At 63.2% G+C, this 26,376-nt stretch carries 24 protein-coding genes; 12 read left to right on the top strand and 12 right to left on the bottom strand.

Annotated elements, in window-relative coordinates:
- From ACR9ZH_RS07660 to ACR9ZH_RS07640, 5 genes are all read left to right on the top strand, one after another.
- A partial coding sequence (locus tag ACR9ZH_RS07660; RefSeq protein WP_481290158.1) for a glycosyltransferase family 4 protein occupies positions 1–770 on the top strand: 770 nt, incomplete at its 5' end.
- A gap of 10 nt (positions 771–780) precedes the next feature.
- Positions 781–1,698: a glycosyltransferase gene (locus tag ACR9ZH_RS07655; protein ID WP_481290157.1), complete on the top strand. Its 918-nt coding sequence runs from the start codon at positions 781–783 to the stop codon at positions 1,696–1,698.
- Entirely contained in the window at positions 1,688–2,731 is a 1,044-nt protein-coding gene (locus tag ACR9ZH_RS07650; RefSeq protein ID WP_481290156.1) for a class I SAM-dependent methyltransferase, read from the top strand. Before ACR9ZH_RS07655 ends, ACR9ZH_RS07650 begins: the two co-directional genes overlap by 11 nt.
- A complete protein-coding gene (locus tag ACR9ZH_RS07645) occupies positions 2,728–3,804 on the top strand; it encodes a class I SAM-dependent methyltransferase (protein ID WP_481290155.1) in 1,077 nt (358 codons plus the stop codon). The genes ACR9ZH_RS07650 and ACR9ZH_RS07645 overlap by 4 nt, the downstream gene beginning before the upstream one ends.
- A complete protein-coding gene (locus ACR9ZH_RS07640) occupies positions 3,782–4,711 on the top strand; it encodes a glycosyltransferase family protein (RefSeq protein WP_481290154.1) in 930 nt (309 codons plus the stop codon). The genes ACR9ZH_RS07645 and ACR9ZH_RS07640 overlap by 23 nt, the downstream gene beginning before the upstream one ends.
- On the opposite strand, the gene ACR9ZH_RS07635 is transcribed toward ACR9ZH_RS07640, so the two are convergent.
- The 5 genes from ACR9ZH_RS07635 to ACR9ZH_RS07615 all read right to left on the bottom strand — a co-directional run bounded on the left by ACR9ZH_RS07635 (position 4,675) and on the right by ACR9ZH_RS07615 (position 11,113).
- Positions 4,675–5,895 carry a lipopolysaccharide biosynthesis protein gene (locus ACR9ZH_RS07635; protein ID WP_481290153.1) on the bottom strand — a complete coding sequence of 407 codons (1,221 nt, stop codon included), beginning with the start codon at positions 5,893–5,895 and terminating at the stop codon, positions 4,675–4,677. The genes ACR9ZH_RS07640 and ACR9ZH_RS07635 overlap by 37 nt on opposite strands.
- Positions 5,895–7,835 (bottom strand): hypothetical protein, encoded by a 1,941-nt coding sequence (locus ACR9ZH_RS07630; protein ID WP_481290152.1) that lies wholly within the window; start codon positions 7,833–7,835, stop codon positions 5,895–5,897. Before ACR9ZH_RS07630 ends, ACR9ZH_RS07635 begins: the two co-directional genes overlap by 1 nt.
- Complete coding sequence (locus ACR9ZH_RS07625) at positions 7,835–9,862, bottom strand: tetratricopeptide repeat protein (RefSeq protein ID WP_481290151.1); 2,028 nt, start codon at positions 9,860–9,862, stop codon at positions 7,835–7,837. Before ACR9ZH_RS07625 ends, ACR9ZH_RS07630 begins: the two co-directional genes overlap by 1 nt.
- Entirely contained in the window at positions 9,862–10,335 is a 474-nt protein-coding gene (locus ACR9ZH_RS07620; RefSeq protein WP_481290150.1) for a pilin, read from the bottom strand. Before ACR9ZH_RS07620 ends, ACR9ZH_RS07625 begins: the two co-directional genes overlap by 1 nt.
- Positions 10,336–10,669: 334 nt before the next feature.
- The gene (locus tag ACR9ZH_RS07615; protein WP_481290149.1) at positions 10,670–11,113 is read right to left on the bottom strand and encodes a pilin; all 444 of its coding nucleotides are present in this window, start codon (positions 11,111–11,113) and stop codon (positions 10,670–10,672) included.
- 174 nt (positions 11,114–11,287) lie between these two features.
- On the opposite strand from ACR9ZH_RS07615, the gene ACR9ZH_RS07610 reads away from it, so the two are divergent.
- The 3 genes from ACR9ZH_RS07610 to ACR9ZH_RS07600 all read left to right on the top strand — a co-directional run bounded on the left by ACR9ZH_RS07610 (position 11,288) and on the right by ACR9ZH_RS07600 (position 14,557).
- Complete coding sequence (locus ACR9ZH_RS07610) at positions 11,288–13,378, top strand: prolyl oligopeptidase family serine peptidase (protein WP_481290148.1); 2,091 nt, start codon at positions 11,288–11,290, stop codon at positions 13,376–13,378.
- Positions 13,379–13,916: 538 nt separating this feature from the next.
- Positions 13,917–14,174, top strand: a complete 258-nt coding sequence (locus tag ACR9ZH_RS07605) for a type II toxin-antitoxin system Phd/YefM family antitoxin (RefSeq protein WP_481290147.1) — start codon at positions 13,917–13,919, stop codon at positions 14,172–14,174.
- Complete coding sequence (locus tag ACR9ZH_RS07600; RefSeq protein ID WP_481290146.1) at positions 14,171–14,557, top strand: type II toxin-antitoxin system VapC family toxin; 387 nt, start codon at positions 14,171–14,173, stop codon at positions 14,555–14,557. Before ACR9ZH_RS07605 ends, ACR9ZH_RS07600 begins: the two co-directional genes overlap by 4 nt.
- 53 nt (positions 14,558–14,610) lie before the next feature.
- Here ACR9ZH_RS07600 and ACR9ZH_RS07595 read toward each other — a convergent pair whose 3' ends face one another.
- The 6 genes from ACR9ZH_RS07595 to miaB all read right to left on the bottom strand — a co-directional run bounded on the left by ACR9ZH_RS07595 (position 14,611) and on the right by miaB (position 20,856).
- Positions 14,611–15,633 (bottom strand): magnesium and cobalt transport protein CorA, encoded by a 1,023-nt coding sequence (locus ACR9ZH_RS07595; protein WP_481290145.1) that lies wholly within the window; start codon positions 15,631–15,633, stop codon positions 14,611–14,613.
- Between the two features lie 63 nt (positions 15,634–15,696).
- Positions 15,697–16,893 carry a lipoprotein N-acyltransferase Lnb domain-containing protein gene (locus tag ACR9ZH_RS07590; protein ID WP_481290144.1) on the bottom strand — a complete coding sequence of 399 codons (1,197 nt, stop codon included), beginning with the start codon at positions 16,891–16,893 and terminating at the stop codon, positions 15,697–15,699.
- A gap of 137 nt (positions 16,894–17,030) precedes the next feature.
- Positions 17,031–17,873, bottom strand: a complete 843-nt coding sequence (locus tag ACR9ZH_RS07585; RefSeq protein WP_481290143.1) for an HlyC/CorC family transporter — start codon at positions 17,871–17,873, stop codon at positions 17,031–17,033.
- Between the two features lie 186 nt (positions 17,874–18,059).
- Entirely contained in the window at positions 18,060–18,524 is a 465-nt protein-coding gene (gene ybeY / locus ACR9ZH_RS07580; RefSeq protein ID WP_481290142.1) for an rRNA maturation RNase YbeY, read from the bottom strand.
- Positions 18,521–19,501 carry a PhoH family protein gene (locus ACR9ZH_RS07575; RefSeq protein WP_481290141.1) on the bottom strand — a complete coding sequence of 327 codons (981 nt, stop codon included), beginning with the start codon at positions 19,499–19,501 and terminating at the stop codon, positions 18,521–18,523. Before ACR9ZH_RS07575 ends, ybeY begins: the two co-directional genes overlap by 4 nt.
- A 5-nt stretch (positions 19,502–19,506) precedes the next feature.
- A complete protein-coding gene (gene miaB / locus ACR9ZH_RS07570; protein WP_481290140.1) occupies positions 19,507–20,856 on the bottom strand; it encodes a tRNA (N6-isopentenyl adenosine(37)-C2)-methylthiotransferase MiaB in 1,350 nt (449 codons plus the stop codon).
- Between the two features lie 573 nt (positions 20,857–21,429).
- Here miaB and ACR9ZH_RS07565 point away from each other — a divergent pair.
- Positions 21,430–22,221: a lytic transglycosylase domain-containing protein gene (locus ACR9ZH_RS07565; RefSeq protein ID WP_481290139.1), complete on the top strand. Its 792-nt coding sequence runs from the start codon at positions 21,430–21,432 to the stop codon at positions 22,219–22,221.
- A 121-nt stretch (positions 22,222–22,342) separates the two neighbouring features.
- Here the strand turns inward: ACR9ZH_RS07565 and ACR9ZH_RS07560 are convergent, their stop codons facing one another.
- On the bottom strand, positions 22,343–23,527 hold the full coding sequence (locus ACR9ZH_RS07560) for a S1C family serine protease (RefSeq protein WP_481290138.1): 1,185 nt from the start codon (positions 23,525–23,527) through the stop codon (positions 22,343–22,345).
- A gap of 184 nt (positions 23,528–23,711) precedes the next feature.
- Here ACR9ZH_RS07560 and petA point away from each other — a divergent pair, with 184 nt between their 5' ends.
- From petA to ACR9ZH_RS07545, 3 genes are read left to right on the top strand one after another with little or no spacing between them, the layout of a single operon-like run.
- Entirely contained in the window at positions 23,712–24,311 is a 600-nt protein-coding gene (petA, locus tag ACR9ZH_RS07555) for a ubiquinol-cytochrome c reductase iron-sulfur subunit (RefSeq protein ID WP_481290137.1), read from the top strand.
- The gene (locus tag ACR9ZH_RS07550; RefSeq protein WP_481290136.1) at positions 24,311–25,612 is read left to right on the top strand and encodes a cytochrome b; all 1,302 of its coding nucleotides are present in this window, start codon (positions 24,311–24,313) and stop codon (positions 25,610–25,612) included. The genes petA and ACR9ZH_RS07550 overlap by 1 nt, the downstream gene beginning before the upstream one ends.
- Positions 25,605–26,357 (top strand): cytochrome c1, encoded by a 753-nt coding sequence (locus ACR9ZH_RS07545; RefSeq protein WP_481290135.1) that lies wholly within the window; start codon positions 25,605–25,607, stop codon positions 26,355–26,357. Before ACR9ZH_RS07550 ends, ACR9ZH_RS07545 begins: the two co-directional genes overlap by 8 nt.
- Positions 26,358–26,376 lie beyond the last annotated feature (19 nt).

Genomic DNA, 26,376 nt, shown 5'->3' with positions numbered 1-26,376 from the left:
GGCTACCCTTCATTCGCCGCTGCGATGTTTGCATCGTCAACAGCCGCAATACCGCCGAACTCGCGCGATCCATGGGCGTGCGGGCCGAGCGCGTCCATGTGGTCCATCCCGGCGTCCAGCTTCCCCTGCACCCTCCGGCGTCGTCGGCGGTCGAACTCTTTCGGGATCGGAAGGGGTGGACTGGGCGGAAGGTGCTGCTTTCCGTCGGTCGCCTGACGGAACGCAAGGGTCTGGCTGATTTCGTCGAGCACGTGCTTCCCGATCTTGTTTCGACTTACCCCGACATCCTGCTTGCGGTCATCGGGAATGACGCGCCGGACGCCCTGCGCCAGGCAAAGCGTGGCGTGCGAACCTTAATCGAAGAAAGGATTGCCGTGCTAGGGTTCGAGGACCACGTCAGGTTTTACGGGGAGGTGGATGACGGTGAACTTGAGTGCGCCTATGCGGCAGCAGACGTAGCTATCTTTCCCGTGCGCGAGATGCCGGGCGATGTAGAAGGGTTTGGCATGGTTGCCGTCGAGGCAGCGTCGCACGGGTTGCCTACGGTTGCCTATGCTGTGGGTGGCGTCCCGGATGCCATTTCGAACGGGGCATCGGGGCTGCTCGTTGAGGCAGGCGACCATGCGGCTTTCGCGGATGCAGTCGGCCAGGTACTCGATGCCGGCCGGGCCTGTTTTCGGGATGGATGCATCGATTTCGCGCGCCGGTTCGACTGGAAATTCTTTGGTGAGCAGATACGGGCCATCGCGGTTAGTGCTCATGGTCAATGAAACTCGCGCAATGACCGTAGACGAACTCGCCTCGATAACGGTTACATTCAATCCCGATCTCGAGTTGCTGGAAAGGCAGCTTCGATCGCTCGATGACGTTGGAATGATCGTCATCGTGGATAACGCATCCGATCCTGAATTGCGCCAAGCGCTGCGGGGGCTGGTGACTCGTATGCGGCAGGCGAGGCTGATCGAGAATGCGATAAATGTGGGGTTGGCGGCTGCCCTGAACCAGGGCGTGGCGCTGGCCCGGGCGCGGTCTCCCCGTATTGCCGCAGTCCTCTTGCTGGACCAGGATTCGACTTTCCGCGCGGATGTTCCCTCAGGGTTGGTGAATGCATTGAACCGGGTACAGGCAGAGTCGGGGGTGCCTTGCTGTGTCGGGCCCACGTTGGTGGATCCTGCCACTGGAATGACACACGGATTCCACTATGTGCGTAACGGCTGGTTGTGGTCCCGCGCGCATCCCTCGCCAGATGCACAGCCTTTTCCAGTAGCCAATCTGAACGGAAGCGGGACGACCATGTCGATGAATCTCGTCGACCGTGTGGGGGATCTGGATGCGTCGCTCTTCATCGACCACGTGGATACCGAATGGTCCTTTCGTGTTATCTCACACGGGTTCAGGCTGTACGGAATTCCGTGGTTGTCGTTCGACCATAGGATGGGGCAACGCGGGCGACGGGTCTGGCTCTTGGGATGGCGCGTATGGCCTGAGCGGAGCCCCCGTCGTCATTACTATCTCTACAGGAACACAGTGAGCCTGCTTCGTCGCCCTTATGTCCCCCTCGTCTGGAAATTCTGGGCAATAGTGAAGACTGGGCTGACCTTGGTCGTGACGATGCTAGGTGGCCCCGACCGTGGTAATCAGTGGCGCATGATATGCAAAGGTTTGCGCGACGGGCTCCGGGGCAAGCATGGCCATTGATATGGAAAACAGCGGGCGCTGGACTCGAGGTGGTCTGGTGGCCGTCATTCATTGCCCCATGTGCGGCGGGGCCAGACGCAAGCCCTTGGGAAATACCCGGGATGCGATGCTTGAGGCGCCCGATGAGTGGCATTTGTGGGCGTGCCAAAGCTGTCGCAGCGTCTGGCTGGATCCAAGACCGGACGATGCTTCGATTCCTTTTGCCTACGACTTCGACTATGTCACCCATAAAGCCTCATCTGTCGCTCGCCGAGCGCGCTGGGTGGAGGTGCTCGTCAATGGTTATCTGAACCGTCGCTTCGGCACGCGCAGAGAGCCCGCTTCCCCGCTGGGCACGGTCGTGCTGCCCCTGATTCGACCCTTGCGGCTGAAACTGGACTATTTTGGCCGCCATCTTCCGCGCTCATCTCGCGGCCAGCGGCTGTTGGATGTGGGCTGCGGTAATGGCGAGTTCGTGGCCTTGGCGGGAAGCATGGGTTGGGCGGCAGAGGGCTTGGATCCCGATCCGGTGGCGGTTTCTGTCTGCCGGCAGCGGGGATTATCCGTGACCCAAGGCTTCATTACGGACCTGCCGTTGACGAAGCAGTCTTCCTATTGGCACGTGATCACGATGAGCCATTCGCTTGAGCACGTAACGGATCCACGGCGCATGCTCCGCGATGCCTACGAGATGCTTGCCCCGGGTGGTCTGCTTTGGGTGGCGCTTCCGAACCCGGACGCCATCGGCGCCAGGTTCTTCGGGATGGACTGGGAAAGTTACGACGTCCCGCGACATCTTTGCCTTCCGTCACGCGAAGCTTTGCGATCGACCTGCCTGCAGGCGGGTTTCGAAGCTGTTTCCTTTCTTCGGCGCGGGGCACATACCAGGCGGTTGTACGGACGCAGCGCTGAGATCGCGCATGAACGCGGCCATGATGGACTTCGGTCGAGCACGTTCCTTGCCAGGCTCATGTCGCTGTTTGCCGATGTCTGCGCGTCGTTTGCGTCACGCTACGCCGATGAAAGCGTCCTTCTGGCCCGGAGAGGAACGTGAAGGGAACGGTGACAACGGCCTGGCGTGGCGGTGGCGTGGAGCCGGTGCGGGTGTGTCCTGCCTGTGGCAGCGGCGATAGATCGAATCATGCGGCCTGCGTCTTTGACCACCTCGAAGGCACGGCGGCCGAGGATGCATGGTCGTTGTGGTCCTGCCATGCTTGTCGCAGCGTCTATCTGGATCCGCGGCCGTCGGATGATTCGATAGGGGAGGCATACACGAAGTACTACACCCACACAGCGGAAACGCCCCCCGTGGTTCAATCCCGGCTCAAGCATTGGGTCGTGTCGCTGGTGAACGGCTACATGAATCGTCGTTTCCATGCGCAAATGACGCCGGATTCGGCGTTGGGCTTCGTGCTTTTCTGCGCCATCGAACCGCTGCGACTGAAACTCGACTATCACGGCCGGCACCTTCACCTGGCAGATCGTCACGGCATACGGCGAGTGTTGGATGTGGGTTCCGGCAACGGCGAGTTCCTGAGGCGAGCGGGCGACATGGGATGGAAGGCCGTCGGCCTGGACCCGGACGACGGTGCGGTCCGCGCCTGTCTCGACCAGGGTCTCGTCGCCTGGAAAGGATTTATCGACGGCGACGTTCCGGGTCTCGATGGCCTGTTCGACGCCGTGACCCTGCGGCATAGCATCGAGCACGTCGCCAACCCGCGCGAATGCCTTCGTCATTGCCTCAAGCGCCTGCGGCCAGGCGGAATGATATGGCTGGCATGGCCCAATCCCCGTGGGACCGGAGCACGCGTGTTCCGCTCATCGTGGCGAGGTCTCGAAGTCCCACGCCACCTATGCATTCCCAGCGCGCGGGCCATGAGCTCCATGCTGGTCGATACCGGCTTCGTGGCTCCGCGGACGCTTCGCCGTGGACATCACGCGCGCAGTATCGCCAAAGAGAGTGGATGGATAGCGAGCTCCCGGCCCGGCCCCGGCAACAGAATCCGGGCCCGGCTGGCCTGGTTGGTCGGCTGGTGGTCGGATTTTTGGGCTACGGTGCTTCCCAGGGGTGGGGAGGAGTTGGTCATGGTCGCGTTCGCACCCGATGGCAAAGCTGGCGATGAGTGAATGCGTCGCCATCCTTCTGCACTTCCGTTCGGCGGAGATGACCGCCAAGTGTGTCGCGTCGCTTGCCTCCGAAGGTGTTGGCACCGTAGTCATTGTCGATAACTCCGAAGACAGCGGTGCATCGTTGAGCGAGCTGCGCATCTTGATCCAGAAAATCGGGATTAGGACGAGTATCATCGAGCCGCGCCGGAATCTCGGCTTTGCGGCGGGTGTGAACCGTGGCGTCGAACTCGTTGCCAGGACAATGCCCGGAGCCGACGTGCTGCTGATCAACAGTGATGCCACTCTCGTTCCAGGTACGGTCGATCACCTGCGGCGTGCCATTGGCAGGGCATCGCCGGCGATCGCTGCGCCGTTCATTGATGGGCCCACGGGCCTCGTGCCGGCGCGGACGTACTATCGGCATCTTTCGGCCACCATTTCGCCGAAGGGCCCCGGCTTGATTGGGCACGCTCTGTTAGGTGGAGCTTGCCTCATGGTGCACCGTTCGCTGGTACGTGCCCCGTTGTTTGACGAGACGTTTTTTTTCTACGGCGATGACATAGAACTTGGTTTCCGCTTGGCGAGAAACGGCGTTGCGTTGCTGGACGTGCCCGAAGGTGTCGTGATCCACCAAGGCTCCGGGAGTAGCGGGAACGGCTCGATGTTTTATGAGTACCATATGAGCCGCGCGCATCTGTTAATGGTGTCGCGGCTTGGCTATGGGCTCCCAGGCAGGCTGTGCCTCATGGCGGGGCGCATTACATTCCTCGGCTTGCGCGCAACTGTTCGTAGCTTTCGCTTCCGGAGCCTCCGGTCATGGCGCGGGTTGATTCTGGCAGCGTTCGACGTCTCGGTGGGCCGCTGCCGCAGCCTCACGCCGCCCGCTGATCAGTCGCGGACCGCGCGAACCAGAAGCCAGCCGTAAGCGGCCATCCCTGCTTCGGCGCAAGCCAGGCCCAGGGCCGCGCCGCGCAATCCAAGTAGATGTGTCCCAATGGTAAGGAACACGGTTAACAGGATGACGCCCCCGAGCTCGAAGCGCAGGCGTTGCAACGGCTTGCCGAGCGCCACAAGGACCGTTCCCGCTGTCATGCGAAGCGAGGAAAACGGGGCGGCGAGGGCTATCCATGGAAGAATGCTAGCCGTCTGCTCGAACGACTTTCCCAGCAAATACGGGAGCAAGGGGGCAGCAAGCGCCATGATCGCTCCCCCGATCACGCCCCAGGTCGCGCCGAGGTAGCCGAGGACGCGGATCAACCGGTGCCCTTGGAGCGTGGGCTTGCTTCCATGCTTGAACAGCCGTGGCTGCGACGCGATCAGGACGCCGAGCATTGGCGTGATCAACGCGTTCATGACGCGCGACGACGCACTGTAAATGCCGGCGGCATGGTCTCCAAGCAAGAGCGGCGAAACCATCTTGTCCAGCTCGGTAGGGTTCGCCGCAACGACGTGCATGGCGGCATAAGCCGCACCGGATCGCCATTCTTCCCGGGTAGCCTTTCTGGGAGCCCAGGGTAACCGCACCACTCTAAGCGTGGCGATAAATGCCATGGCTAACCCGCAGGCGGCAGCTATGGCCTGGAGGCCAACGAAAACAGTTGCCGACGGACGATTCAGAAGCAAGAGACACGCGGCCGCTGCAAGGGCGCGCAGGAAAAGAGGGAGCCAGAGCAGAAGTTGCCCTTGGGGCACGCGGTCGCGTGCCTGCAGTACGAAGCCGAGCAGCTGGATCAACGGAGTGACAAGCAATTCCGTGAGACCGATGAGAAACAGTGTGCCCAGAGTGAGCCGGCCTTCGGTGATGAGAGCGGCGACCCATGGAAAGCACAGGCACAACAGCGTGCCGATACCGACACTGAGCGGCCATCCGTAGCGCCATGTCTCCAATGCGTCGTCGCCCTCGCGAGCGCTGCGCGCCATGAGAACATAGCCCGATCCCATGTTGGGAACGAGGCCAGCCACGACGGCGAGCGATGCAGCCGCCATATAATCGCCGTACAACGATGGCCCCAATAGGCGCGTAACCAGGATCAGTGTCGCCGCCTGGGTCAGCATTCGCATGCCCAGGATGACCATGGTCTTGACGCTGCTTCGGGCCAGGTTTCCCATCAGTTCCTTGCCGAATCCTTGCGTTGTTCCAACACGCTCTGCTTTTTAGTCTCGAGGCGCCGGTCGAGCTCGTCGATGGTACTTTGCAGGCTTCCTCCGAAATTAAGGGCGTCGAGGCTTTGGATCTCTCGAGAGGCGAGATCGAAGTTCTCGTCATCAATAAGCATGCGCGCCAATGAGATCCGATAGGCAGGTTCCGAGGGCGCGGTAGCGATGGCATCCCGCGTCACGCGCTCCGCGAGTGCGCGGTCCCTCAGTGTGTTCCAGGCGAAGTCGCCATAAGCTCCAAGGAGCCTGGCTGATGGTTCGGGGTGGGACAGCGCCGCCTGATACGCACCCAACAGCCGGTCGGGCGAGAATTCGCACAATTCCGTGCGGAAGCACTGCGTCAAGGAAATAAGAGAACTCTCATCCTCGACACCAGGACGCCGGCTCCGAAGCAGCCCTGTCATATCGTTCCACCATGCTTCCTTTACGGGGATATGCAGTCGTCCGTTGAGATAAATCAGGGCCTGCAGCGGAAGAATCGAGGCGCCGGGCAGTGACGCGGCGCGTTCGAGCGGAGCGTAGGCCAGTTCGACGAACGGCGACTTGGGATCGTAGCGCGAGTAGATGATGTAAGTGCGGCCTAGTTCGTATTGCGCTCGGGGGGACCTCGGTGCCCGCCAGGCGATTTCGGCGGCCATCTTCAGCGGGTCACCCCAGCTGATGGCAGTTAGGCAGGTCTGCGCGGCGTAGTAGGCAATGAAGACAACGAATAGAACCGGGCCGATGCGAGCGAGTGTTCCGTAATCTGCAGGAGCGGCGCCGATCCGGGCGACGGAGGCTATTGCAAACAGCAGTCCTATGCTTGCGAAATAGTTCCGGTGTTCGTACACAAGTTCCAGCGGCAGGACCGTCGCTGTCAAAAGATTCGATCCCAGGAAGAGTGCGATGCCCAGGGCAAAGATCGGATTGCGCTTTCGCAGGATCACGCCGCTGACGAGCATCAGGAGCAGCGCCATGATGCTTAGGATCGTCGTCGGAGGAGTAAGGAGGCCTTGCGAGATGACGAAGTCGTCATGATAGAAGGGGAGTGCCCGCGGCGTCGGGACTAGGGTCCATAGGATGTAATCGACTACGACCCGACTTTCTGTAAGCAAGCGGGTCGCCAGCGTGAACGGCCGATGTTCCCAGTTACTCGCCACGAAGATCTTCGGCCACAGCCAGAAACTGCCAGCCAGCAGCGGGAGCACGAGGATGAGCAGGAACAGCAGGTCGATCCGTTTGTCTGCTCGCTCGCGCCGGATCACTAGGTATTCAAGCAGCGCCGCGTAGAGCGGGAGCATGACGGCGGTTTCTTTGGCGAGCAGGCCGATGGCCGTGCATGCGGGCAGACTCACGTAGGCCAGCCAGATGCAGTTCCGGCCCTCTAGCATCCCTTGTCTGGCGCGAAGATAGCCGAGCAGGCCAAGCAGGACGAAAAGGTTGGCAAGGCTCTCCATCCGTTGAACGATGTAGAGCACTGCCGTGAGGTTTATCGGCAGCGCAAGCCATGCAGCCGTTACCAGTATCCCGGCATATCTGACCTGTTCCTTGCTTGCAGCCGGCCAGCCGCAACGCCAGATCCGGGCAGTCAGGAGATACAGGAGGAGCCCGTTCGCCAGGTGGATGAGGACATTGGTTAGCTTGAACCAGAAGGGCGAAAGGCCCGAGGCCAAAAAGTTCGCTGCAAACGTGAGCGATGCCAGGGGACGCTTGAATTCGCTCGACGGCGACGAGAGCGCGGCGGCCGTCAGCGACGCGATCGAGATCGACTCGGGTTGTACAGCTTTGTTGTCGACGATATTGGGGTGGTCGTCGAAGAAGAAGGATCCATGTAAACCCGGCCAGTAAATGGCCGCGGTTGCCAACAGGATGAAGGCAAGCGTCAGTGCCGCACGCGAACGAATGGTGAGCATTACTTAACCGTCTGGGGCTGATGGGAGATCATATCCGACTGAAGTTGGCGTTCCAGATGCTGGATTTCATGCTCCCAGTAGCCCTGCCGTTCAAGGACCCAGGCGTGAAGCCGTGGCATGCCAAACGGAAGATTTCGGGAAACGGTTCGGTGCGCCATATAGAAGGCGAGTTGTTCCTGTCCCAATCGTGGAAAACCTGCAGACCCCAGTGCCGCGGCCTGGTTGAGCGCCAATGCCGGGCGGGCCTCTAGCAGGGTGGCTTCCTCGAAATAGGCGGCGGCCTCGTCGGAGCGCGAGTCAGCCAGCGCAATCCGGCCGCGTATATGGACAAGGTCCTGCCGGCGTCCGACGGGAAGCTTTCTGTTCCCCATGCCTGCCTGCGCCAGATTGTCCAGCGCGTCGAGGGTCAATCCACGACACGTGCCCTCTTGCGCCGTAGTGATGGCTCGCATGAACCAGGACGTGAGCAGGCTACCGGAATCAAGTGCGGTCCTCATGGAGGTCTCTGCCGCTTGGAGCGTGCGGCTGGAAACCATGCCTTGCCCACATTCGGCCGACAGCAGGTTTAGGGAGACCTGCACCTGATCGGGATGCTTGGTGAGCAAGGGCGTGAGGCGATCGATGGCCAGCTTGGTTTCGCCTCGCTGTACTTCATTCTGGGCCGCCAGGACCTGGGCACGGGCAGATTCCGGATTTAGCCGCACCCACACCAAGGTCTGGCTGGAGCCGTCGCCCCACAAGGTTGCGTTTGCGTACGTCATCCCACTCAACGCGGCCAATAACACCGCACCGATGGCCAGTTTCCATAGTGGTGGCCCGTCTCGCTCCTTCTCCGGCAGCGCAATCCACAACGCCAGTGGCCAGAACAGAAGTAGTGCCGGAAGGTAATTGCGATGTTCGAAGTACAGCTCGAGCGGAATCGTCGTCGACTCCAGCGCGTGGCCGGCAAGGAAGAACAGCAGGGCAATGGATAAGGCGGGATAACGCCGCCTGATCACCCAGGCTCCGACGCCCAGGGCAAGCAAGGCCGCGATAGCCGGGAAGGTCGTCCAGGGCGTCGATAACGACGTCGAGACGGGGTAGTCGTCATTGAAGACGCCGGATGTGAAAGGTGTCGGCACCCAGAGCAGGTGAAGATAGTCCCACAACACGCGTGGCTCGGTGAGAAGGCGTTCGCCGATTGTCCAGGGTCGGTTCGAAAAACCGACGACAACGTTTACCACACCTTGCCAGACGAGGTATATCCCGATAACCAGGCTGGGAAGATACCCCACCACGGCAAGCAGGCGGCGACGACGAAGCCGCGCCACATCGTAGGAGTCGGGGTGAAGTACGCATTCGATCACGACGATGAGCAGCGGCAGGAGTATGCCATTGGCCTTGGCGAGCACGCCGACGGCCGTGACGCAAAGGATGGCGCCGATGGTCAGCCATGCTGCCCGGATGCGATCTTCCTCCAGCTGCCGTCTTGCGACGAGCCAGAGCAGAAGGCCGGTGAGGGTGGTGGTCGCGGGCAACATGGCTTCGCGTTGAACCACGTACAGCGTCGTCGAAACGAATAGGGGGTGAAGCACCCATAGAGCCGCCCCAAGCAGTGCGGCACGATCAACGAAACGGCCAGGGTGGTCGACGTAAAGCCGACGCCCAAGTCCACGCAGGAAGAACGCGAGGAGTGCCCCGTTGAGGAGGTGCAGGATGAGATTGGTTCGCTTGAACGGATACGGGTCAGCAGGCCAGTCGTGGGCGTCTAGCAAAAAAGTGAGCAAAGCGACTGGTCGACCGGTGGGATCGGCGATGCCTGAGGTGATGTAGCGCGCGAAGGAGGCTGCGTCGTGAATCGGCCCCGTCTCACCCAGGGAAGGCAGATTAGCGAAATCGTCGAAGAGAAAGGGGCCCTTGAGGCCGGGCAGGTAGATGAGCGCCGTGGTGGTCAGAAGGATAAACAGGTACCCATAAAAAGAGAGGCCGCCGAAGCGGCCTCCCATGACGCGTTTGGCAACGAGGTGCCAAGGCGTTCGTACAAGCATTACGACGTACGGCAGCTGGACGGCAGATACTTGGAGTCGACGCCGCTGGTGCTGGAGGTCTTGCAGGTCCACGAGATGCTGCCTGCGCCGGTAACCGGCGAAAGGGCGAGTTGCTTGTTATTGATGTGCGAGTTGGCCTTCTTGCCGAAGTCGCCGGTACCCGGACCATACTTGACGGTGATGATGCCGTTGAGGCCCACCGTCACGCTCTGCGCGTAGCTGCCACCGATGCTGGCCGCCGAAGCAAGGCCGACAGAAGCATTGTTGTCCGAACCGGCCGGCATGGTGCCGCGATTCGTGTAGTACTCGGCAACGGCCGTCTTCGCGCCGTCGGCGAGGCTGAGGCCTTCCGACACCTGCGAGCGGATGGTGTAGTCCTGATAGGCCGGGATAGCGATGGCAGCCAGGATCGCGATGATCGCAACCACGATCATCAGTTCGATGAGCGTGAAGCCCTTCTGGATGTTCTTCATGGAATTCCTCAGTTTTGCTGGTTTGAGACCGAAAAAAAGTGATGCCCCCTGAGCCCTAGCCCCTTCCCCCGCGAAGCGGGTTTCGGCACTCCCTCACTTACTTTGGTCAGGAACGACCAGGAAGCTCGCCACGAATCTAGCAGCTTGTGTGCCACGCACTCGCGACCGGTGTATTGCCGCATATTCGCCGGTAGGGGGATTGTGCATCCGATCACGAATGTTGATCAACAGGAAGATTTCCTGCTTTTCAGTGGCTTAGGCGAACATCAATAGTGACGAAGTAGGTCACGAAGTGACCTTTTTGGTCAGTGCTCAGTGTATCTCGGGACTTGGCTCAGCCCGTCCGGCACGTGGTAGGCAGGTACTTCTGGCTCATCGAGGAGTTGCCCTTGCACGTCCACATGATGCCTCCTCCGCTGGTGATCGGTGACAGGAGCAAGGTGCCCGGGCGCAGGTGTTCGTTGGCCTTGGGGCTGTCGAAGGCAATGTTCACCACGCCATCCACGATGCTGACTGAGGATACGTACTGACCGACGATGCTGCTGGAAGATGCAAGCCCCGCGGACTCGTTGGACCCGGGGAGGCGCCCCTTGTCGGCCACGAAATCCCAGATAGCCGTCTTTGCTCCCGTGGAGAGACCAATCCCTTCCGCGACCTGGCCCCGAATCACGTAGTCCTGATAGGCAGGTATGGCGATGGCGGCGAGGATGGCAATGATCGCAACGACGATCATCAGTTCGATCAGGGTGAAGCCGGCGGCTTTGCGTCGGTGACTCATGGCACTAGGGTCCGTGGAAGATGCTCGAAGGGAGCATGTTCCGTACCATCGTGAAAGTCGCTATCTCCGGACCCGCGGGAAGTGTGACGTGCTTCCGACAATTCCTGCCGCTTGCGCCCGTCGCCCCACCCCCGTACCGTCCCTCCCAAGCAAAACCCCAAGGGAGCCCCATCAATGAAGCCTCTTTTCGCCGCGCTGGCCCTCGCGCTGGTGGCCGGCCCCGTCCTGGCCGCCGACGCCGACAGCACCACCCCGCACCCTTTCTCCATCCGCGACTTGGTCATGATGGACCGCGTGAGCGACCCCCAGCTTTCCCCCGACGGGCGCTATGCGCTGTTCTCGGTCCGGGCCACCGACTACGCGGCGAACAAGGGAGTCACCTCGCTCTATATGGTGGATCTCAACAAGCCGCCGCAGGCCGTGACGGTGGTGGAGAAGGGCTCTTCGCCGCGTTGGGCCCCCGATGGGAAATCCATCTATTACACGGCTGCAAAGGACGGCACCACCCAGGTCTGGCATCGGGCCTTCGATGCCGACAGCTCCGGCAAGGGTCTTTCGCTGAGCGTCCGGACGGGCGAAGCGGTGACGAACGCCCCCCTGGACGTCAACGCTTTCAAGCTCTCGCCGGATGGCACGAAGCTGCTCCTGAGCTACGACGTGTTCACCGACTGCCCCGACCTGGCCTGCACCAAGGAGCGCCTGGACGGCCGCGAGAAGGACAAGTCCACCGGTACGGTGTACGACAAGCTCTTCGTCCGCCACTGGGATACCTGGGCCGACGGCCGCCGTTCCCAGTTGTATATCGCCGATGCCAATGCGCCATCCCAGCCCGTCCTGCTGAGCCGCGATATCGACGGGGACGTCCCGAGCAAGCCCTTCGGCGGCGACGACGAGTTCTCATTCTCGCCGGACGGCAGGACGGTCTACTTCGATGCCCGCATCGCCGGGAAGACGGAGCCCTGGTCGACCAATTTCGACATCTACAGCGTGCCGGCGGATGGCTCGGCGACTCCGACGAATCTCACCGCTGAGAATCCGGCGTGGGACGCCAACCCGCTGGTATCGCCGGACGGCAAGACCCTCTACTACACCGCCATGAAGGAGCCCGGCTCCGAAGCGGATCGATTCGGCATCATGGCGCTGGACCTTGCCTCGGGCACCCGGCGCGAGGTGGCGCCCTCGTGGGATCGTTCGGCCGGTTCCCTGCAGATCTCCCGTGACGGCAAGACGCTCTACACCACCACCGACGATAATGGGCAGCACCCGCTGTTCGCGATCGACGTGGCAAGCGGCAAGGCGACCACCCTCGTCACCGACGGTTCCGTGTCCGCGTTCTCCGCGGGCGACAAGAAGTTCCTGCTGGCCCGCGACGACCTGAAGCGCCCGGCGGACCTCTACACGGCGGACCCGAAGGGCAAGAGCCTCAAGCAGGTCACGCACTTCAACGCGAAGCGCATCAAGGGCGCGCAGACCGGCGATTTCGAGTTCTTTACCTTCAAGGGCTGGAACAACGAAACGGTGCAGGGCTACGTGGTCAAGCCGGTGGGTTACAAGCGCGGCAAGACCTACCCGGTGGCCTTCATCATCCATGGCGGCCCGCAAGGCGCGATGACCAACAGCTGGAGCTATCGCTGGAACGCGCAGACGTACGCAGGGCAGGGCTTCGCCGTGGTGACGATCAACTTCCACGGTTCCACGGGTTACGGACAGGCCTTCACTGAATCCATTTCCGGGGACTGGGGCGGCAAACCGCTGGAAGACCTGAAGGCCGGCTGGAGCGCCGCGCTCTCCAAGTACAACTTCCTCGACGGTAACCGCGCCTGTGCACTGGGTGCCAGCTACGGCGGGTACATGGTCTATTGGATGGCGGGCAACTGGAACCAGCCGTGGAAGTGCTTCGTCGACCACGACGGCGTCTTCGACGCGCGCGCCATGTACTACGAGACGGAAGAACTCTGGTTCGAAGAAAAGGAAAACGGCGGCACGCAGTTCGATCATCCGGAAAACTACGAGCGCTTCAATCCGGTCAACCACGTGAAGGACTGGCGCGTGCCGATGCTGATCGTCCATAGCGGCAAGGACTTCCGGATTCCGGATACGCAGGGTCTGGGCGCGTTCACCGCACTGCAGCGTCGCGGCATCCCTAGCAAGTTGCTGCACTTCCCGGACGAAAACCACTGGGTGCTGAAGCCGCAGAACAGCGTGCAGTGGCATGAGACGGTGAATGCTTGGTTGAAGGAGTGGACGGCTCCTGAGGTCAGATAAGCAAAGAATAGCGGCCTCCCGGCCGCTTTTCTTTGGGACATCCATATTGAATGGACCACAAGGGAGGGCTCGATCTTATGCCAATACAAGCCAAGCCACTCTGGCTCTTTGTTGTGCTGGTCATCGTTGTCGACCTTTTCATCGTCCGGGTACTGGATATGATGGTTTGGGCCTGGCCCGGACGCATTTCCCATTATGCGTTTCCTTTGTGGGAAAGCATTCCGCGGCTTTCCTACTATTTGATCGTCGGCTATGTAACAGGCAGATTTCTAGGGGCCGAGCCTATGGTGGTGCTGGCATCCTTCGCCGTGATACTGGTCTACTTTTGTCTCTTTCGCTTAGGGAGCACGTATATCTATGGCGGGATTTATTCCCACCTGATTGCATGGGCTCCGATTACCGCTGTTCCGTTGGGGTATGGGGTCGGATATGTGTTTGGCCTTCGCTCTGCTAGTGCCTTGAGAGTCCATAGTGATTGGTAGGTGTGGGATTGCCGCAGTGATGGAACGTTAGACTAAGTTCATTGAACTAAGTCTCGTTGAAGTTACCGTTGCATACGTACAACATCCACGACGCCAAGACCCAGCTTTCCCGCTTGGTGGAGCAGGCTGCCAAGGGGGAATCGTTCGTCATCGCCAAGGCAGGCAAGCCGATGGTGAAGGTGGTTGCGCTCGATGCCTCGGATCCTTCCCAAGTCAAACGGTTCGGCTTCATGGCGGGGCAGATCAGTGTGCCTGACGATTTCGACCGGATGGGCGGGACGGAGATTGCTGCCATGTTCGAGGGCGATGCATGAAGCTGTCGCTGGCCACGCATCTGCTGCTTTGGGCTGCACAAGGATTGGACCGCCTGCCCGCGGAAGCCCAGCGGCTGATGAGTGCACCGGAAAACGAACTGTTCTTTAGTGTGGCCAGCTTATGGGAAGTCGTCACCAAGCGCGGCCTTGGCCGCGATGACTTCAAGGTGGATCCACGCGTATCGCGCCGCAACCTTCTGGACAATGGATACAGCGGGTTGGCGATCTATAGCGAGCACGCGGTCGCCATCGATGCTTTGCCGCCTATTCACAAAGATCCATTTGATCGCCTGCTGGTTGCCCAAGCGATCGTTGAAGGGATCACACTACTTACCGCTGATGCACGTGTAGCGGAGTACGCAGGACCCGTCCAGCGCGTTTAGTAAACCTTAGACGGCGAGCGCGCTGCGTGTCCGGAAGGCACCGACATAACCGTTCAGAACCAGCGGTTGCGCTTCAGCGCAATGAAAATCCCCCCCACGATGCATGCCACAAGACACGTAATCGCCGGATAAGCCCAAGGCTTATCCAACTCCGGCATATGCGCGAAGTTCATCCCATACCAGCTCGTGATCAACGTAGGCGCCGCCAGCATGGCGGCCCACCCCGCAAGCTTCTTCATCACCTCGTTCTGCCCGAAGGTCACCAGGGCAAGATTCACGCTGATAGCCGCGTTGAGCATCTCGCGCATCGCCGAAATCGATTCGTTAACGCGGAAGACATGATCGTAGATGTCACGGAAGTACGCGCGCAGTTCGTCGTGGATGAGGTGCGGGTGCAGGCGGGTGAGCTGGGCCACCACGTCCTGTAGCGGCACGACCGCCAGGCGCAGGGTCATCAGTTCGCGCTGCATGTCGTAGAGGCGCTTGATGGTTTGCCGGTTCAGCGTTTCTGCGAAGACGTCCTTCTCCAGTTCGTGCAGCTCTTCCCGGAAATCGCGCACGATCGGAAGGAAGTTGTCGACGATGAAGTCGAGCACGGCGTAAAGAGCGTAGCTTGGACCCATCGCCAGCAGCTCGGGCGTCTGCTCGCAGCTTCGCCGCGCCGGCGCATAGGACAATGAGGCGCCGTGGCGCACGGTGACGAAATAGCGCTGGCCGAGGAAGATCTGGGTTTCGCCGAAGGCGATGTTGCCGCCGATCAGCTGGGCCGTCTGCGCCACGATGAACAGGGAATCTCCGTAGGCCTCGATCTTGGTGCGCTGGTGCGCGTGCTGGGCATCTTCGATGGCGAGATCGTGGAGGTTGAACTCTTCCTGCAGTTTCAGCAGCAGGGCCTCGTCCGGCTCGTGCAGGCCTACCCAGACGAACGTATCGGGCTCCTTCAGCACGTCGCTGATGGCGTCGATGGTGATGTCGCCGATGCGCTGGCCATTGGTCCGGTAGGCCACGCAGTTGATGACCATGCCGTTAGACGGCGTAACGGGGGTCGGTTCGGGAACGAGGGGGAGCGAGACCATGTGCTTTCTTGTTCCGGGAGGGGCGGCCAATGCGAAGTGTAGGCCGAACTCCCTCGCAATGTCTTAGTCGTGCCGACGGCAGAAACTCCAGGTTAACGCGGCCCAGCAGGGAAGGGCAAACAGCAGCCACGGAAGGTTCCGCTGTGGAAAGTCGGGCCACAGGTGCAGCAGCAATGCGATGACGCAGGCGGCGAACGACAGTGCGGTCACCCGCGACGCCAGCTTGCTCACCGGACGTCCCGCATGACGCAGCCGCCAGATGCCCGGCACGATCAGCAGCGCGAACGGCGAATAAGCCAGCAGGTTGAAGTTGCCCCAGGCGGAGCGATGCAGGGTCAGCGTCCACAGGCCGAGCATGAGGAGCCCGGCCAGGCCTGCGAACACGGTGAACAAGGTCCCGGCTGCGACGAACACGCCGCGCGCGAGACCACGGCGCGAGACGGCCGGCAACGCCAGCGGCACCGCGAGCAGCAGGCCGGCCAGGAGCAGGGGCCAGCGCAGGTCCGGTGCCTTCTCGGGCGGTGGCGTCAGTCTGGCCGGCACCACCAGCGTGTCTTCCGCAACCAGCGGCTTGCCGTCCATCGACACCTTGCGGAGTTCTGATTCGAGGGTCATGGGCAGGAAGGAAGCCTTCCATGCGGTCATCGGCTGGTCCGCATACGGTCCCAGACCGAGGTCCATGCCGAGCATCAGCCAGGGCTGGTTGCTCATCAGCCGCGCGGTCTGTTCCCGGAACGTCATGCCGCCGGGCTTGTTAACCCATGCGTTGCTCAGGAGACCGCCCAGTGCATCGTCCAGCGCATCGCGCACACGGGTCGTGCAGTTGTCGACGTAATAGTCGTACCGGTAGCCGGCGTTCTCCGGCCGGATGTTCCAGAGCAGGAAGCGCCGCAGCCGTTCCTTCTGCTCGTCGTTCAGCGCAAGGCGCTGGCGGCGTACGTAGCGGCCTTCGCCGGCGTAGAAGTCGATGTCCGACTGCGTCGTCTCCGCATCCATGCGGTAAGCCATGATCCCGCGCGCGAAGTTGAGCAGGAAGCCTTTCTGGTCGAAGTCGAACACGCCGTAGTTGAAGGCGATGGATTCGCCGCTGACGGTATCGCGCACTTCCAGCGCGTCGTGCCCGAAGCGCTCCCAGTAGATGTCGCCGGGACCATAGGTCATCAGCGAGATTTCGAGGTTGGCCGCCGGTGCGTCGACAATGCCTGCGCGAGCCAGAGGGGCGAGGCACAGGGCGAGCAGGAAGAAACAAATGTAGCGCATCGGCTTGAGTCGGTTCCGTCTACTGTAGGAGCGCGCTGGCGCGCGACATCTTTTGTGGCCGTGAGCAGCAGGACACCCTGCTGCTCCTCGCGAAAACCTGTCGCGCGCAGGCGCGCTCCTACACGCGCAGGCGCGTTCTACGGGGCGGCGGTCACGTGGAACTGCTGCACGCGGCGATCGTCGGCTTCGGTGACGCGGAACACGAAGTTCCCCACCGTGATCTCCTCGCCTGCCGCGGGCAGGTGGCCGAATTCGGACGTGATCATGCCGCCGACGGTGTCGAACTCCTCGTCGGAGAAGTGCGCACCGGCCACCTCGTTGAAATCCGCGATGGGCGTCAGCGCGCTCACGGCGAAGCCGCCGTCGTCGAGCGGCTGCACCAGCACCGGTTCTTCCTCGTCGTCGTGCTCGTCGTCGATCTCGCCGACGATCTGCTCGAGCACGTCCTCGATGGTGATGAGGCCGGCGACGCCGCCGTATTCGTCCACCACCAGGGCCATGTGGTTGCGGGTGAGGCGGAACTCCGCGAGCAGCACGTTGAGGCGCATCGACTCAGGAATCAGCACCGCGGGACGGAGCAGGGCGCGCACGTCGCATCCCTCGCTCTGGCCGAAATACTTGAGCAGGTCCTTCGCCAGCAGGATGCCGAGCACCTCGTCCTTGTCCTCCCCATGCACCGGGAAGCGGGAATGACCGGATTCGACCACGGCGGCAAGGATGTCGGGAAGCGGCGCATCGACCGGGAGGCTGACGATCTGGGCGCGCGGCACCATGACGTCGTCGACGCTGAGTTCGGTGACCTTGATCGCACCCTCGACCATGGTCAGGGTGTCGTTGGAGAGCAGCCCGTTGGACTGGGCCGTGCGCAGCTCCTCGATCAGTTCGTCGCGGTTGCGCGGCTCGCCGGAAAACAGGTGGCCCAGTCGGTCCCACCAGGAACGGTGGGCGGGGCCGTTGGTACTACTGGGGTCCTCGTTCATTACTCTTTGTGGCTCTGCCCGGATGGGCGGAAGTGGCAGTCTACTGGAATTCGTGTGACGGTTCAGGACGGCATCCTGGCGGTGTAGGAGCGCGCCTTGCGCGCGACAGCTTTTCGCGCCAGTCCCGAAGGTTGGCGCGCCAGCTCCAAGTCACGGCCTCAAAAGCGGTCGCGCGCAAGCGCGCTCCTACACGGCCTGGTACGGGTCGGCGATGCCCAGGCCAGCCAGTACGCGGGTTTCCAGCGCCTCCATCGCCTCGGCCTCGGCGTCTTCGATGTGGTCGTAGCCGAGCAGGTGCAGGGTGCCGTGGATGGTCATGTGGGCCCAGTGGTCGGCCGGCTTCTTGCCTTGTTCGGCCGCTTCGCGCGCCACCACGGGGGCGCAGATCACCAGGTCGCCGATCAGGGGCAGATCAATGCCGGGCGGCAGTTCGGCGGGGAAGGAAAGCACGTTGGTGGCGTAGTCCCGGCCGCGATACTGCAGGTTGAGGGCCTGGCCTTCGGCGGCGTCCACGATGCGGATGGCCACCTCGGTGGCCTTGCGCCGGCGGGCGCCCTTCAATGCGGCCTCCACCCAGCGCCGGAAACTGGCCGAGGCCGGGACGCCCTTGCGCGAGGTGGCGTAGCCCACCGCCACGTCCACGCGACTCACCGCTCGTCGTCCTGCTTCTGCTCGAAGGCCTCGTAGGCGCGGACGATCTTGGCGACCAGCGGATGGCGCACCACGTCGCGCGACGTGAAGAAGGTGAAGCTGATGCCGTCCACGCCGCGCAGCACCTCGATGGCATGGCGCAAGCCGGAGCGGATGTTGCGAGGGAGGTCCACCTGGGACACGTCGCCCGTGATCACCGCCACCGAGCCGAAGCCGATGCGGGTGAGGAACATCTTCATCTGCTCCACGGTGGTGTTCTGCGCCTCGTCGAGGATCACGTAAGCATCGTTGAGCGTGCGCCCGCGCATGTAGGCCAGCGGGGCGATCTCGATCACGTTGCGCTCGATGAGCTTCGACACTTTCTCGAAGCCCACCATCTCGTACAGCGCGTCGTACAGCGGGCGCAGGTACGGGTCGATCTTCTGGCTCAGGTCGCCGGGCAGGAAGCCGAGCTTTTCGCCCGCTTCCACGGCGGGGCGCACCAGCAGCACGCGCTGCACGCGGTTGGCTTCGAGCGCTTCGACGGCGCTGGCCACGGCCAGGTAGGTCTTGCCGGTGCCGGCCGGGCCCACGCCGAAGTTGATGTCGTGGGTGGTGATGGCGTGCAGGTAGCGGGCCTGGTTGGGGCCGCGGCCCTTGATCATGCCGCGCTTCACCTTGATGACGACTTCCTGCGCCGACTCGGCCGCCTGCTCGTTGAGCGCGTCGATGCCCGACTCGGCCAGGCGGACGTTGATGGTCTGCCCGTTGAGCGTCTCGTTCTCGGTCGCGTCGTACAGCGCGCGCAGCACCTGCTCGCCGGCCTTGGCCGAGGCTTCCTCGCCGATCACGCGGAACAGGCTGCCGCGGTGGTCGATCTCGATGCCCAGGCGCAGCTCGATCTGGCGGATGTGCTCGTCGAGCGGTCCGCAGAGGTTGGCGAGGCGGGTGTTGTCTTCCGGGTCGAGGGCGAAGTCGCGCTGGGAAAGTTGGGTCATGGCGTTCACGAGGCGAGCGCGACCCCATCGTCCAGGTGGACGCGGCCGCGCAGCGAGTTGGACATCGCCTCGGTGATGGTCACGTCGACGAACTGTCCGATCATCCGCGGATGGCCCGGGAAGTTCACGTAGCGCATGTTCTCGGTGCGTCCGGTCATTTCGTTCGGGTTCTTCCGGCTGGGCTTTTCGACCAGCACGCGCTGCACGGTGCCGACCATCGCCTCATTGATCCTGCGTGCGTTCTCGTTCAGCACGGCCTGCAGGCGGGCAAGGCGGGCGTGCTTCACCTCGGCGGGCGTGTCGTCGGCGAGGTTCGCCGCCGGCGTGCCGGGGCGCGACGAGAAGATGAAGGAGAAGCTCTGGTCGAAACCGACGTCGTCGATCAGCTTCATGGTCTTCTCGAAGTCTTCTTCAGTCTCACCGGGGAAGCCGACGATGAAATCCGAAGAGACGCAGATATCCGGCCGCACAGCCCGGAGCTTGCGGATGCGCTGCTTGAACTCCAGCGCCGTATAGCCGCGCTTCATCGCCGCGAGGATGCGGTCGGAACCGGCCTGCACGGGCAGGTGCAGGAAATTGGCCAGCTGCGGCACGTTGGCGTAGGCCTCTATCAGCGAATCGGAGAACTCCAGCGGATGCGAGGTGGTGAAGCGGATGCGGCCGATGCCGTCGATCTGCGCGATGGCATGGATCAGCACGGCGAGGTCGGCGGTGCCGCCGTCGTGCATGGGGCCGCGGTAGGCGTTGACGTTCTGGCCAAGGAGGTTGACTTCGCGTACGCCTTGTTCGGCAAGCTGGGCCACCTCGACGATCACGTCGTCGAAGGGACGGCTGATTTCCTCGCCCCGGGTGTAGGGCACCACGCAGTACGAGCAGTACTTCGAGCAGCCTTCCATGATGGAGACGAAGGCGGTGGGACCTTCGGCGCGCGGTTCCGGAAGGCGGTCGAACTTCTCGATCTCCGGGAAGCTGATGTCCACTTGCGGCTTCCCGCTGGCGCGCTGCGCCTCGATCATCTCGGGCAGGCGGTGCAGGGTCTGCGGGCCGAACACCAGGTCCACGTAGGGCGCGCGCTTGATGATGGCATCGCCTTCCTGCGAAGCCACGCAGCCGCCGACGCCAATCAGCACCGGCTTGCCGCCTTGCTTGTGCGCCTTCCAGCGGCCGAGCTGGCTGAAGACCTTCTCCTGTGCCTTTTCCCGGATGGAACAGGTATTGACCAGGATCACGTCAGCTTCGGCTTCGTCCTGGGTGAGTTCCAGCCCGTGCGACGCCCGCAGCACGTCGGCCATCTTGGCCGAGTCGTACTCGTTCATCTGGCAACCGTGGGTCTTGATGAAAAGCTTGCCGCTCATGGGCCTGGGTACCGTGGTTTCGTAGGGGGCGACCGAACCGCGCAGTCTACGCCGCACCCCGTGCCGGCGCCAGATGGCCGCCGTGGATCAATGACTTGCGTGAACCTGGTCACGTTGTGACCCTTGGCAGGGGGAGGGGGCTCGGGCACACTCGCGCCCATGCGCCAAGACGCGACGCCAGGGGAAAGCGCCGGCCATCACGCCCGCCGTTTCCTGTCCTTCCCCACGGTCCTTCGCAGGGCCGCGGTCGCCTGCATCCTGTTGCTGGGACTGGGCGCGGCGCCGTCCTTCGCGGGCGCCCTCTACCGTTGCACCGGCAGCACCGGAGAGACGGTATTTTCCGGCAGCACGGCCGGATACAGGGACTGCAGGCGCATCGGCAGCATGCCAAACGCGAGGACCTCACGGTCGCCGGCTAAAAGCACGCTCGGAAGCAGTGTGGGAAGCGCGCTTGCGCGCGAAGGGGGCTCGCCGCAGGCCATTCGCGAGACAGGGCGCTTCCCACAAGAGGGCTCCCCCGGGGAGCGCCTTGCGCAGCCCGTCGCATCGTTCCAGGGCGTCGTCGGCACGGTCGTGTCCGCCCCGTCGGCCGCTGCCTTTGCCGGTGTGACAGGCGGCGTCGCCGGTGGGCCGGAGGAAAGCGAGGCGCTGCCTCCGGTCACCGCGCCCAAGGGCAGCTGGGACTACCGGGAGTCCGCGTCGCAGGATCTTACGGCGGCCGCGGCCCCTGCCGCCCCCAAGGGATCCCGCGTGCTCCGCGGTGCCGTCTATCGGATCACCCGGCCCGACGGCGGCGTGGAATACACCAATATTCCTCCGGGCGGCGCGGCGAACGGGCAGAGCATCAAGATGCTCTTTACTTATATCGCCACCTGCGCCGCCTGCGACGTGCATTCCAGGATCGACTGGAACAGCGTCGCGCTGAACCTGAGCTCGTATGGGGACACGATCCGCGCGGCGAGCAGCGAATTCGGCGTGGACGAGGCCCTGCTGCGCGCCATCATCCACGCCGAAAGCGCCTTCAATCCGCGCGCGCTGTCGATAGCGGGCGCCCAGGGATTGATGCAACTGGTTCCAGGGACGGCACGCGACATGGGCGTGCTCGACGCCTTCGACGCCGGCCAGAATATCCGCGGCGGCGCCCGCTACCTGGCCCTGCTGCTGCGCAACTTCAACGGCAACGAGCGGCTCGCCGCGGCGGCGTACAACGCGGGCCCCGGCGCGGTGCAGAAATACAACGGCGTCCCGCCGTACGACGAAACCCGGGTTTACGTGGAACGCGTGGGCGTGCTCCGCAAGCGTTACGCCGCGACCCTGAGGCAGCATGCAAATGCCGGTGTCCCGCTAGCCGAGCGGGGCGCCTGACCGATTCATTGGCGCCTGACCAAATGCATGTAGGAGCGCGCCTTGCGCGCGACATCTTTTCGCGAGGAGCCACAGGCCCTGTAGCTCACGGCCTCAAAAGATGTCGCGCGCAGGCGCGCTCCTACGGCTGCCTCAGGGCCTGCATCGGCGCGCTCGGCGGCCGCTGGGTCGGGGTGATCGTGGCCGTGAACGGCGCGCCGTAGCGCAGGCCCGAGATCTGCACCGGCACCCCGGGCTTCAGCGTGGCCTCGTGCCGCCGCAGGTCCGATGGATCGAGGATGTCCTCGTCGCCCAGGCGCAGCAGCACGTCGCGCTGCTGGATGCCGGCGAGAGCGGCCGGTCCGCCGGGCGAGACCTCGTTGACCACCACGCCGCGCGCCGCCGAGGGCAGGCCGCTGGTGGCCGACACGGGAACCGCGCCGTAATCCGCGCCGATCCATCCGCGCACGACGTGGCCGGTCTGCACGATCTGGTCGAGCACGTCGCGCGCGCTCTGCACGGGGATGGCGAAGCCGATGCCTTCGGCGCCCACGGCCTGGCCGATCAGCGAGGTGTTGATGCCGACCAGTTCGCCATGCGCGTTGACCAGCGCGCCGCCCGAGTTGCCGAAGTTGATCGCGGCATCGGTCTGGATGAAGTTCTCGAGGCTCGACAGGTTGAGCTGCCGGCCGATGGCGCTGACGATGCCCATGGTCACGGTCTGGCCGATGCCGAAGGGGTTGCCGATCGCCAGCACCACGTCGCCCACGCGCGGGCGGCTGTCGGCGTCGGTCATGTGGATGGCCGGGAGGTTGCCGGCGTCCACCTTGAGCACGGCGAGGTCGGTCTCGTCGTCGGAACCCACGACCCGCGCGCTCGCCACGCGGCCGTCGTAGAGCAGCAGCTGGATGTCGTCGGCGTTGGCGATCACGTGGTTGTTGGTCAGGACATAACCATCTTCGCTGACGATCACCCCGGAACCGAGGTTCTGCTGGCGCCGCGTGCGCGCAGGACCGGTGGGCACGCTGAAAATGCGCTGGAGCACGGGATCCGAATACAGTTCGCGCGGCTGCTCGGTGACCAGCTTGTTGGCGTAGATATTTACGACCGACGGCGCGGCCTTGGCCACGGCATCCGCATACGAGGCCGGCCCGGAGCCGACGGCGGCCGGCGCGGCGGCGGCCTCCTGCGGAGCCGGCTCGCCAGCGAACCGATGGCGGAGGAAGGCGCCGCTGCCGGGCCAGACGAGGCCGACGACGAAGGCCACGGCAAGGCCGAGCACGACGAAGCGGGCAACGAAGGCGAGCGTGCGAGCGGCGTCTTTCATGAAAGGGCGAGGGATCCTGCGCGGTTCCGTGGCAGCCCTGTCCCTCACGAGGCACAAGGTGGCGTTCAGTTGATTGTACGTGGCTGGTGCTGACGTTACACTGACGCGATTTGCGGAAGCCGATTTCCGAAAAGAGCCGGCGATGGGGTCCGCATTCTCAATGGCATAAGTTCCGGAGAGCCTGATGGCGAACGAAGTCGTCGATCACGGGCGCCGTCGCTTCCTAACCGTAACGACAGCAGTTGTCGGCGGGGCGGGAGTGGTCGCGGCGGTCGTGCCCTTCATCAAGTCGTGGGAACCGAGCGCAAGGGCAAAGGCAGCGGGGGCGCCTGTCACGGTCGATATCAGTGCCATCGAGGCCGGCCAGAAGGTTACTTTCGCCTGGCGCAGCCTCCCTGTGTTCGTCGTCAACCGCACGAAGGACCAGCTGGCGCAGCTGAAGGGCCTCGAACCCCGGTTGCTCGACCCGTCGTCGTCCGACGCGGGCCAGCAGCCGAAGTACGCGACCAACGAAACCCGCTCCATCAAGCCCGAATGGCTGGTCGTCATCGGCCTGTGCACCCACCTGGGCTGCGTGCCGGACTTCGTGCCCGACATCAAGCCGGAGCCGTTCGACGCGAACTGGAAGGGCGGCTTCTACTGCCCCTGCCATAAGTCACGCTACGACCTTTCCGGCCGCGTCTTCAGCGGCGTGCCCGCGCCGAAGAACCTGCCGGTGCCGCCGTACCACTTCGTGGACGACACGCACATCCAGATTGGTGTCGATCCGAAGGAGGCAGGCTGATGGCTAACGTCTTTACCCGCGTCGGCGACTGGGTCAACGAGCGCGCGCCCAACCTGGCGCCGACGTACCGGAAGCACATGACGGAGTACTTCGCGCCGAAGAACTTCAACCTCTGGTACTACTTCGGCTCGCTGGCGCTCCTGGTCCTGGTCAACCAGATCGTGACCGGCATCTTCCTCACCATGAACTACAAGACGAGTGCGCTGGAAGCGTTCAACTCCGTCGAGTACATCATGCGCGACGTGGAATGGGGCTGGCTGATCCGCTACATGCACTCCACCGGCGCGTCGCTGTTCTTCGTGGTGGTGTTCCTGCACATGTTCCGCGGCATCATGTACGGCTCGTTCAAGCGTCCGCGCGAGCTGGTCTGGATCCTCGGCATGCTGATCTTCCTGGTGCTGATGGCCGAGGCCTTCATGGGCTACGTGCTGCCGTGGGGCAACATGTCGTTCTGGGGCGCCAAGGTGATCATCTCGCTGTTCGGCACCATCCCCTACATCGGCGGCTCGCTGGTGGAGTGGATCATGGGCGACTTCCTGCCGGCCGATGCCACGCTCAACCGCTTCTTCGCGCTGCACGTGATCGCGCTGCCGCTGGTCCTTCTGCTCCTCGTGGTGCTCCACCTTGCCGCGCTGCACGAGGTGGGCTCGAACAACCCGGATGGCGTGGACGTGAAGCACGGTCCGAAGGGCAACCGGTGGAATCCGGAGAAGCCCGTCGACACCATCCCGTTCCATCCGTACTACACGGTGAAGGACCTGGTGGGCGTCGGCTTCTTCCTCACCATCGCCGCCTTCATCATCTTCTTCGCCCCGACCTTCGGCGGCTGGTTCCTGGAGCACGACAACTTCACGCCGGCGAACAACCTCGTCACGCCGAGCCACATCAAGCCGTCGTGGTACTTCACCCCGTTCTACGCGATCCTGCGCATGATTCCGTCCTTCTTCGGCACGGCGATCTGGGGCGTGATCGGCATGTTCGGCGCGATCCTGCTGCTGGCGCTGCTGCCCTGGATCGACAAGGGCGAAGTGCGCTCGGTGCGCTATCGCGGATTCGGTTTCCGCATCGCCCTGGGCGTGCTGGTCGTCAGCTTCCTGGCCCTGGGCCTGGTGGGCGCCGGCGTCACCGCCGAGGTCATTCCGGAATGGTTCCCCGGCGCAGACGTCACGACCTGGGAAAACGCCTTCGGCCGCCTCATGGTGCTGGGCTATTTCGGTTTCTTCGTATTCGTGTGGGTCTACACGCGCTTTGGCTTCGAGAAGACCAAGCCGGTTCCGGAACGGGTGACGATGCATGATTAAGCGCACTATCTCCTCCATCGCCCTGGCGCTGGGCCTTGCCGTCGCCACCATCCCGGCCCTCGCGTCCGAGGGCGAGGGGCTGGCTCCCGCCGGCACGGACATCCGCGACCAGGCCTCCCTGCAGCGCGGCGCCAAGCTGTTCTTCAACTACTGCGTCGGCTGCCACTCGCTGAAGTACGTGCGCTATTCGCGCCTCGCCACCGACCTCGGCCTGTCCGAGGAAGAGGTGATGACGAACTTCAACTTCACGGGCGCCAAGTTCGGCGAGCCGGTCATCTCGCACATGCCGGCGGAAGGCGCCAAGACCTGGTTCGGCAAGGATCCGCCGGACCTGTCGCTCGAGGCCCGCGCCAAGGGCGTGGACTTCATCTTCAATTACTTGAACTCGTTCTACCTCGACCCGACCCGTCCGGTGGGCTGGAACAACACGGTGTTCCCGAACGCCTCCATGCCCAACCCGCTGTGGGAACTCCAGGGCCTGCAGACGGCCGTGCACGGCGAGGCGGCCCCCGGCCAGGAAGCCGTGGTGGAGAAGCTCCAGATCTCTACCCCGGGCCGGATGACCCCCGAGCAGTTCCGCGGCGCCACCCGCGACCTGACCACCTTCCTCGAGTACGCCGCCGAGCCTGCCGCCCTCGAACGCCAGTCGATCGGCGTCTGGGTCATCCTGTTTCTGGCCGGCTTGACCTTCCTCCTGTACCTTCTGAAACATGAGTATTGGAAGGACGTTCACGAGAGTCACTGACTGACGTCCCGGCGGGGCG

The sequence above is a fragment of the Luteibacter sp. SVR4-7G genome, from assembly GCF_056755555.1.
This window is presented reverse-complemented; position numbering and strand designations above follow the sequence as displayed.

Bases quoted from the DNA above. Each gene is read 5' to 3' on its own strand.
- ACR9ZH_RS07655 (WP_481290157.1), top strand. From the start codon at position 781: ATGACCGTAGACGAACTCGCCTCGATAACGGTTACATTCAATCCCGAT.
- ACR9ZH_RS07650 (WP_481290156.1), top strand. From the start codon at position 1,688: ATGGCCATTGATATGGAAAACAGCGGGCGCTGGACTCGAGGTGGTCTG.
- ACR9ZH_RS07640 (WP_481290154.1), top strand. From the start codon at position 3,782: ATGGCAAAGCTGGCGATGAGTGAATGCGTCGCCATCCTTCTGCACTTC.
- ACR9ZH_RS07635 (WP_481290153.1), bottom strand. From the start codon at position 5,895: ATGGGAAACCTGGCCCGAAGCAGCGTCAAGACCATGGTCATCCTGGGC.
- ACR9ZH_RS07630 (WP_481290152.1), bottom strand. From the start codon at position 7,835: ATGCTCACCATTCGTTCGCGTGCGGCACTGACGCTTGCCTTCATCCTG.
- ACR9ZH_RS07625 (WP_481290151.1), bottom strand. From the start codon at position 9,862: ATGCTTGTACGAACGCCTTGGCACCTCGTTGCCAAACGCGTCATGGGA.
- ACR9ZH_RS07620 (WP_481290150.1), bottom strand. From the start codon at position 10,335: ATGAAGAACATCCAGAAGGGCTTCACGCTCATCGAACTGATGATCGTG.
- ACR9ZH_RS07615 (WP_481290149.1), bottom strand. From the start codon at position 11,113: ATGAGTCACCGACGCAAAGCCGCCGGCTTCACCCTGATCGAACTGATG.
- ACR9ZH_RS07610 (WP_481290148.1), top strand. From the start codon at position 11,288: ATGAAGCCTCTTTTCGCCGCGCTGGCCCTCGCGCTGGTGGCCGGCCCC.
- ACR9ZH_RS07600 (WP_481290146.1), top strand. From the start codon at position 14,171: ATGAAGCTGTCGCTGGCCACGCATCTGCTGCTTTGGGCTGCACAAGGA.
- ACR9ZH_RS07595 (WP_481290145.1), bottom strand. From the start codon at position 15,633: ATGGTCTCGCTCCCCCTCGTTCCCGAACCGACCCCCGTTACGCCGTCT.
- ACR9ZH_RS07590 (WP_481290144.1), bottom strand. From the start codon at position 16,893: ATGCGCTACATTTGTTTCTTCCTGCTCGCCCTGTGCCTCGCCCCTCTG.
- ACR9ZH_RS07585 (WP_481290143.1), bottom strand. From the start codon at position 17,873: ATGAACGAGGACCCCAGTAGTACCAACGGCCCCGCCCACCGTTCCTGG.
- ACR9ZH_RS07575 (WP_481290141.1), bottom strand. From the start codon at position 19,501: ATGACCCAACTTTCCCAGCGCGACTTCGCCCTCGACCCGGAAGACAAC.
- miaB (WP_481290140.1), bottom strand. From the start codon at position 20,856: ATGAGCGGCAAGCTTTTCATCAAGACCCACGGTTGCCAGATGAACGAG.
- ACR9ZH_RS07560 (WP_481290138.1), bottom strand. From the start codon at position 23,527: ATGAAAGACGCCGCTCGCACGCTCGCCTTCGTTGCCCGCTTCGTCGTG.
- petA (WP_481290137.1), top strand. From the start codon at position 23,712: ATGGCGAACGAAGTCGTCGATCACGGGCGCCGTCGCTTCCTAACCGTA.
- ACR9ZH_RS07550 (WP_481290136.1), top strand. From the start codon at position 24,311: ATGGCTAACGTCTTTACCCGCGTCGGCGACTGGGTCAACGAGCGCGCG.
- ACR9ZH_RS07545 (WP_481290135.1), top strand. From the start codon at position 25,605: ATGATTAAGCGCACTATCTCCTCCATCGCCCTGGCGCTGGGCCTTGCC.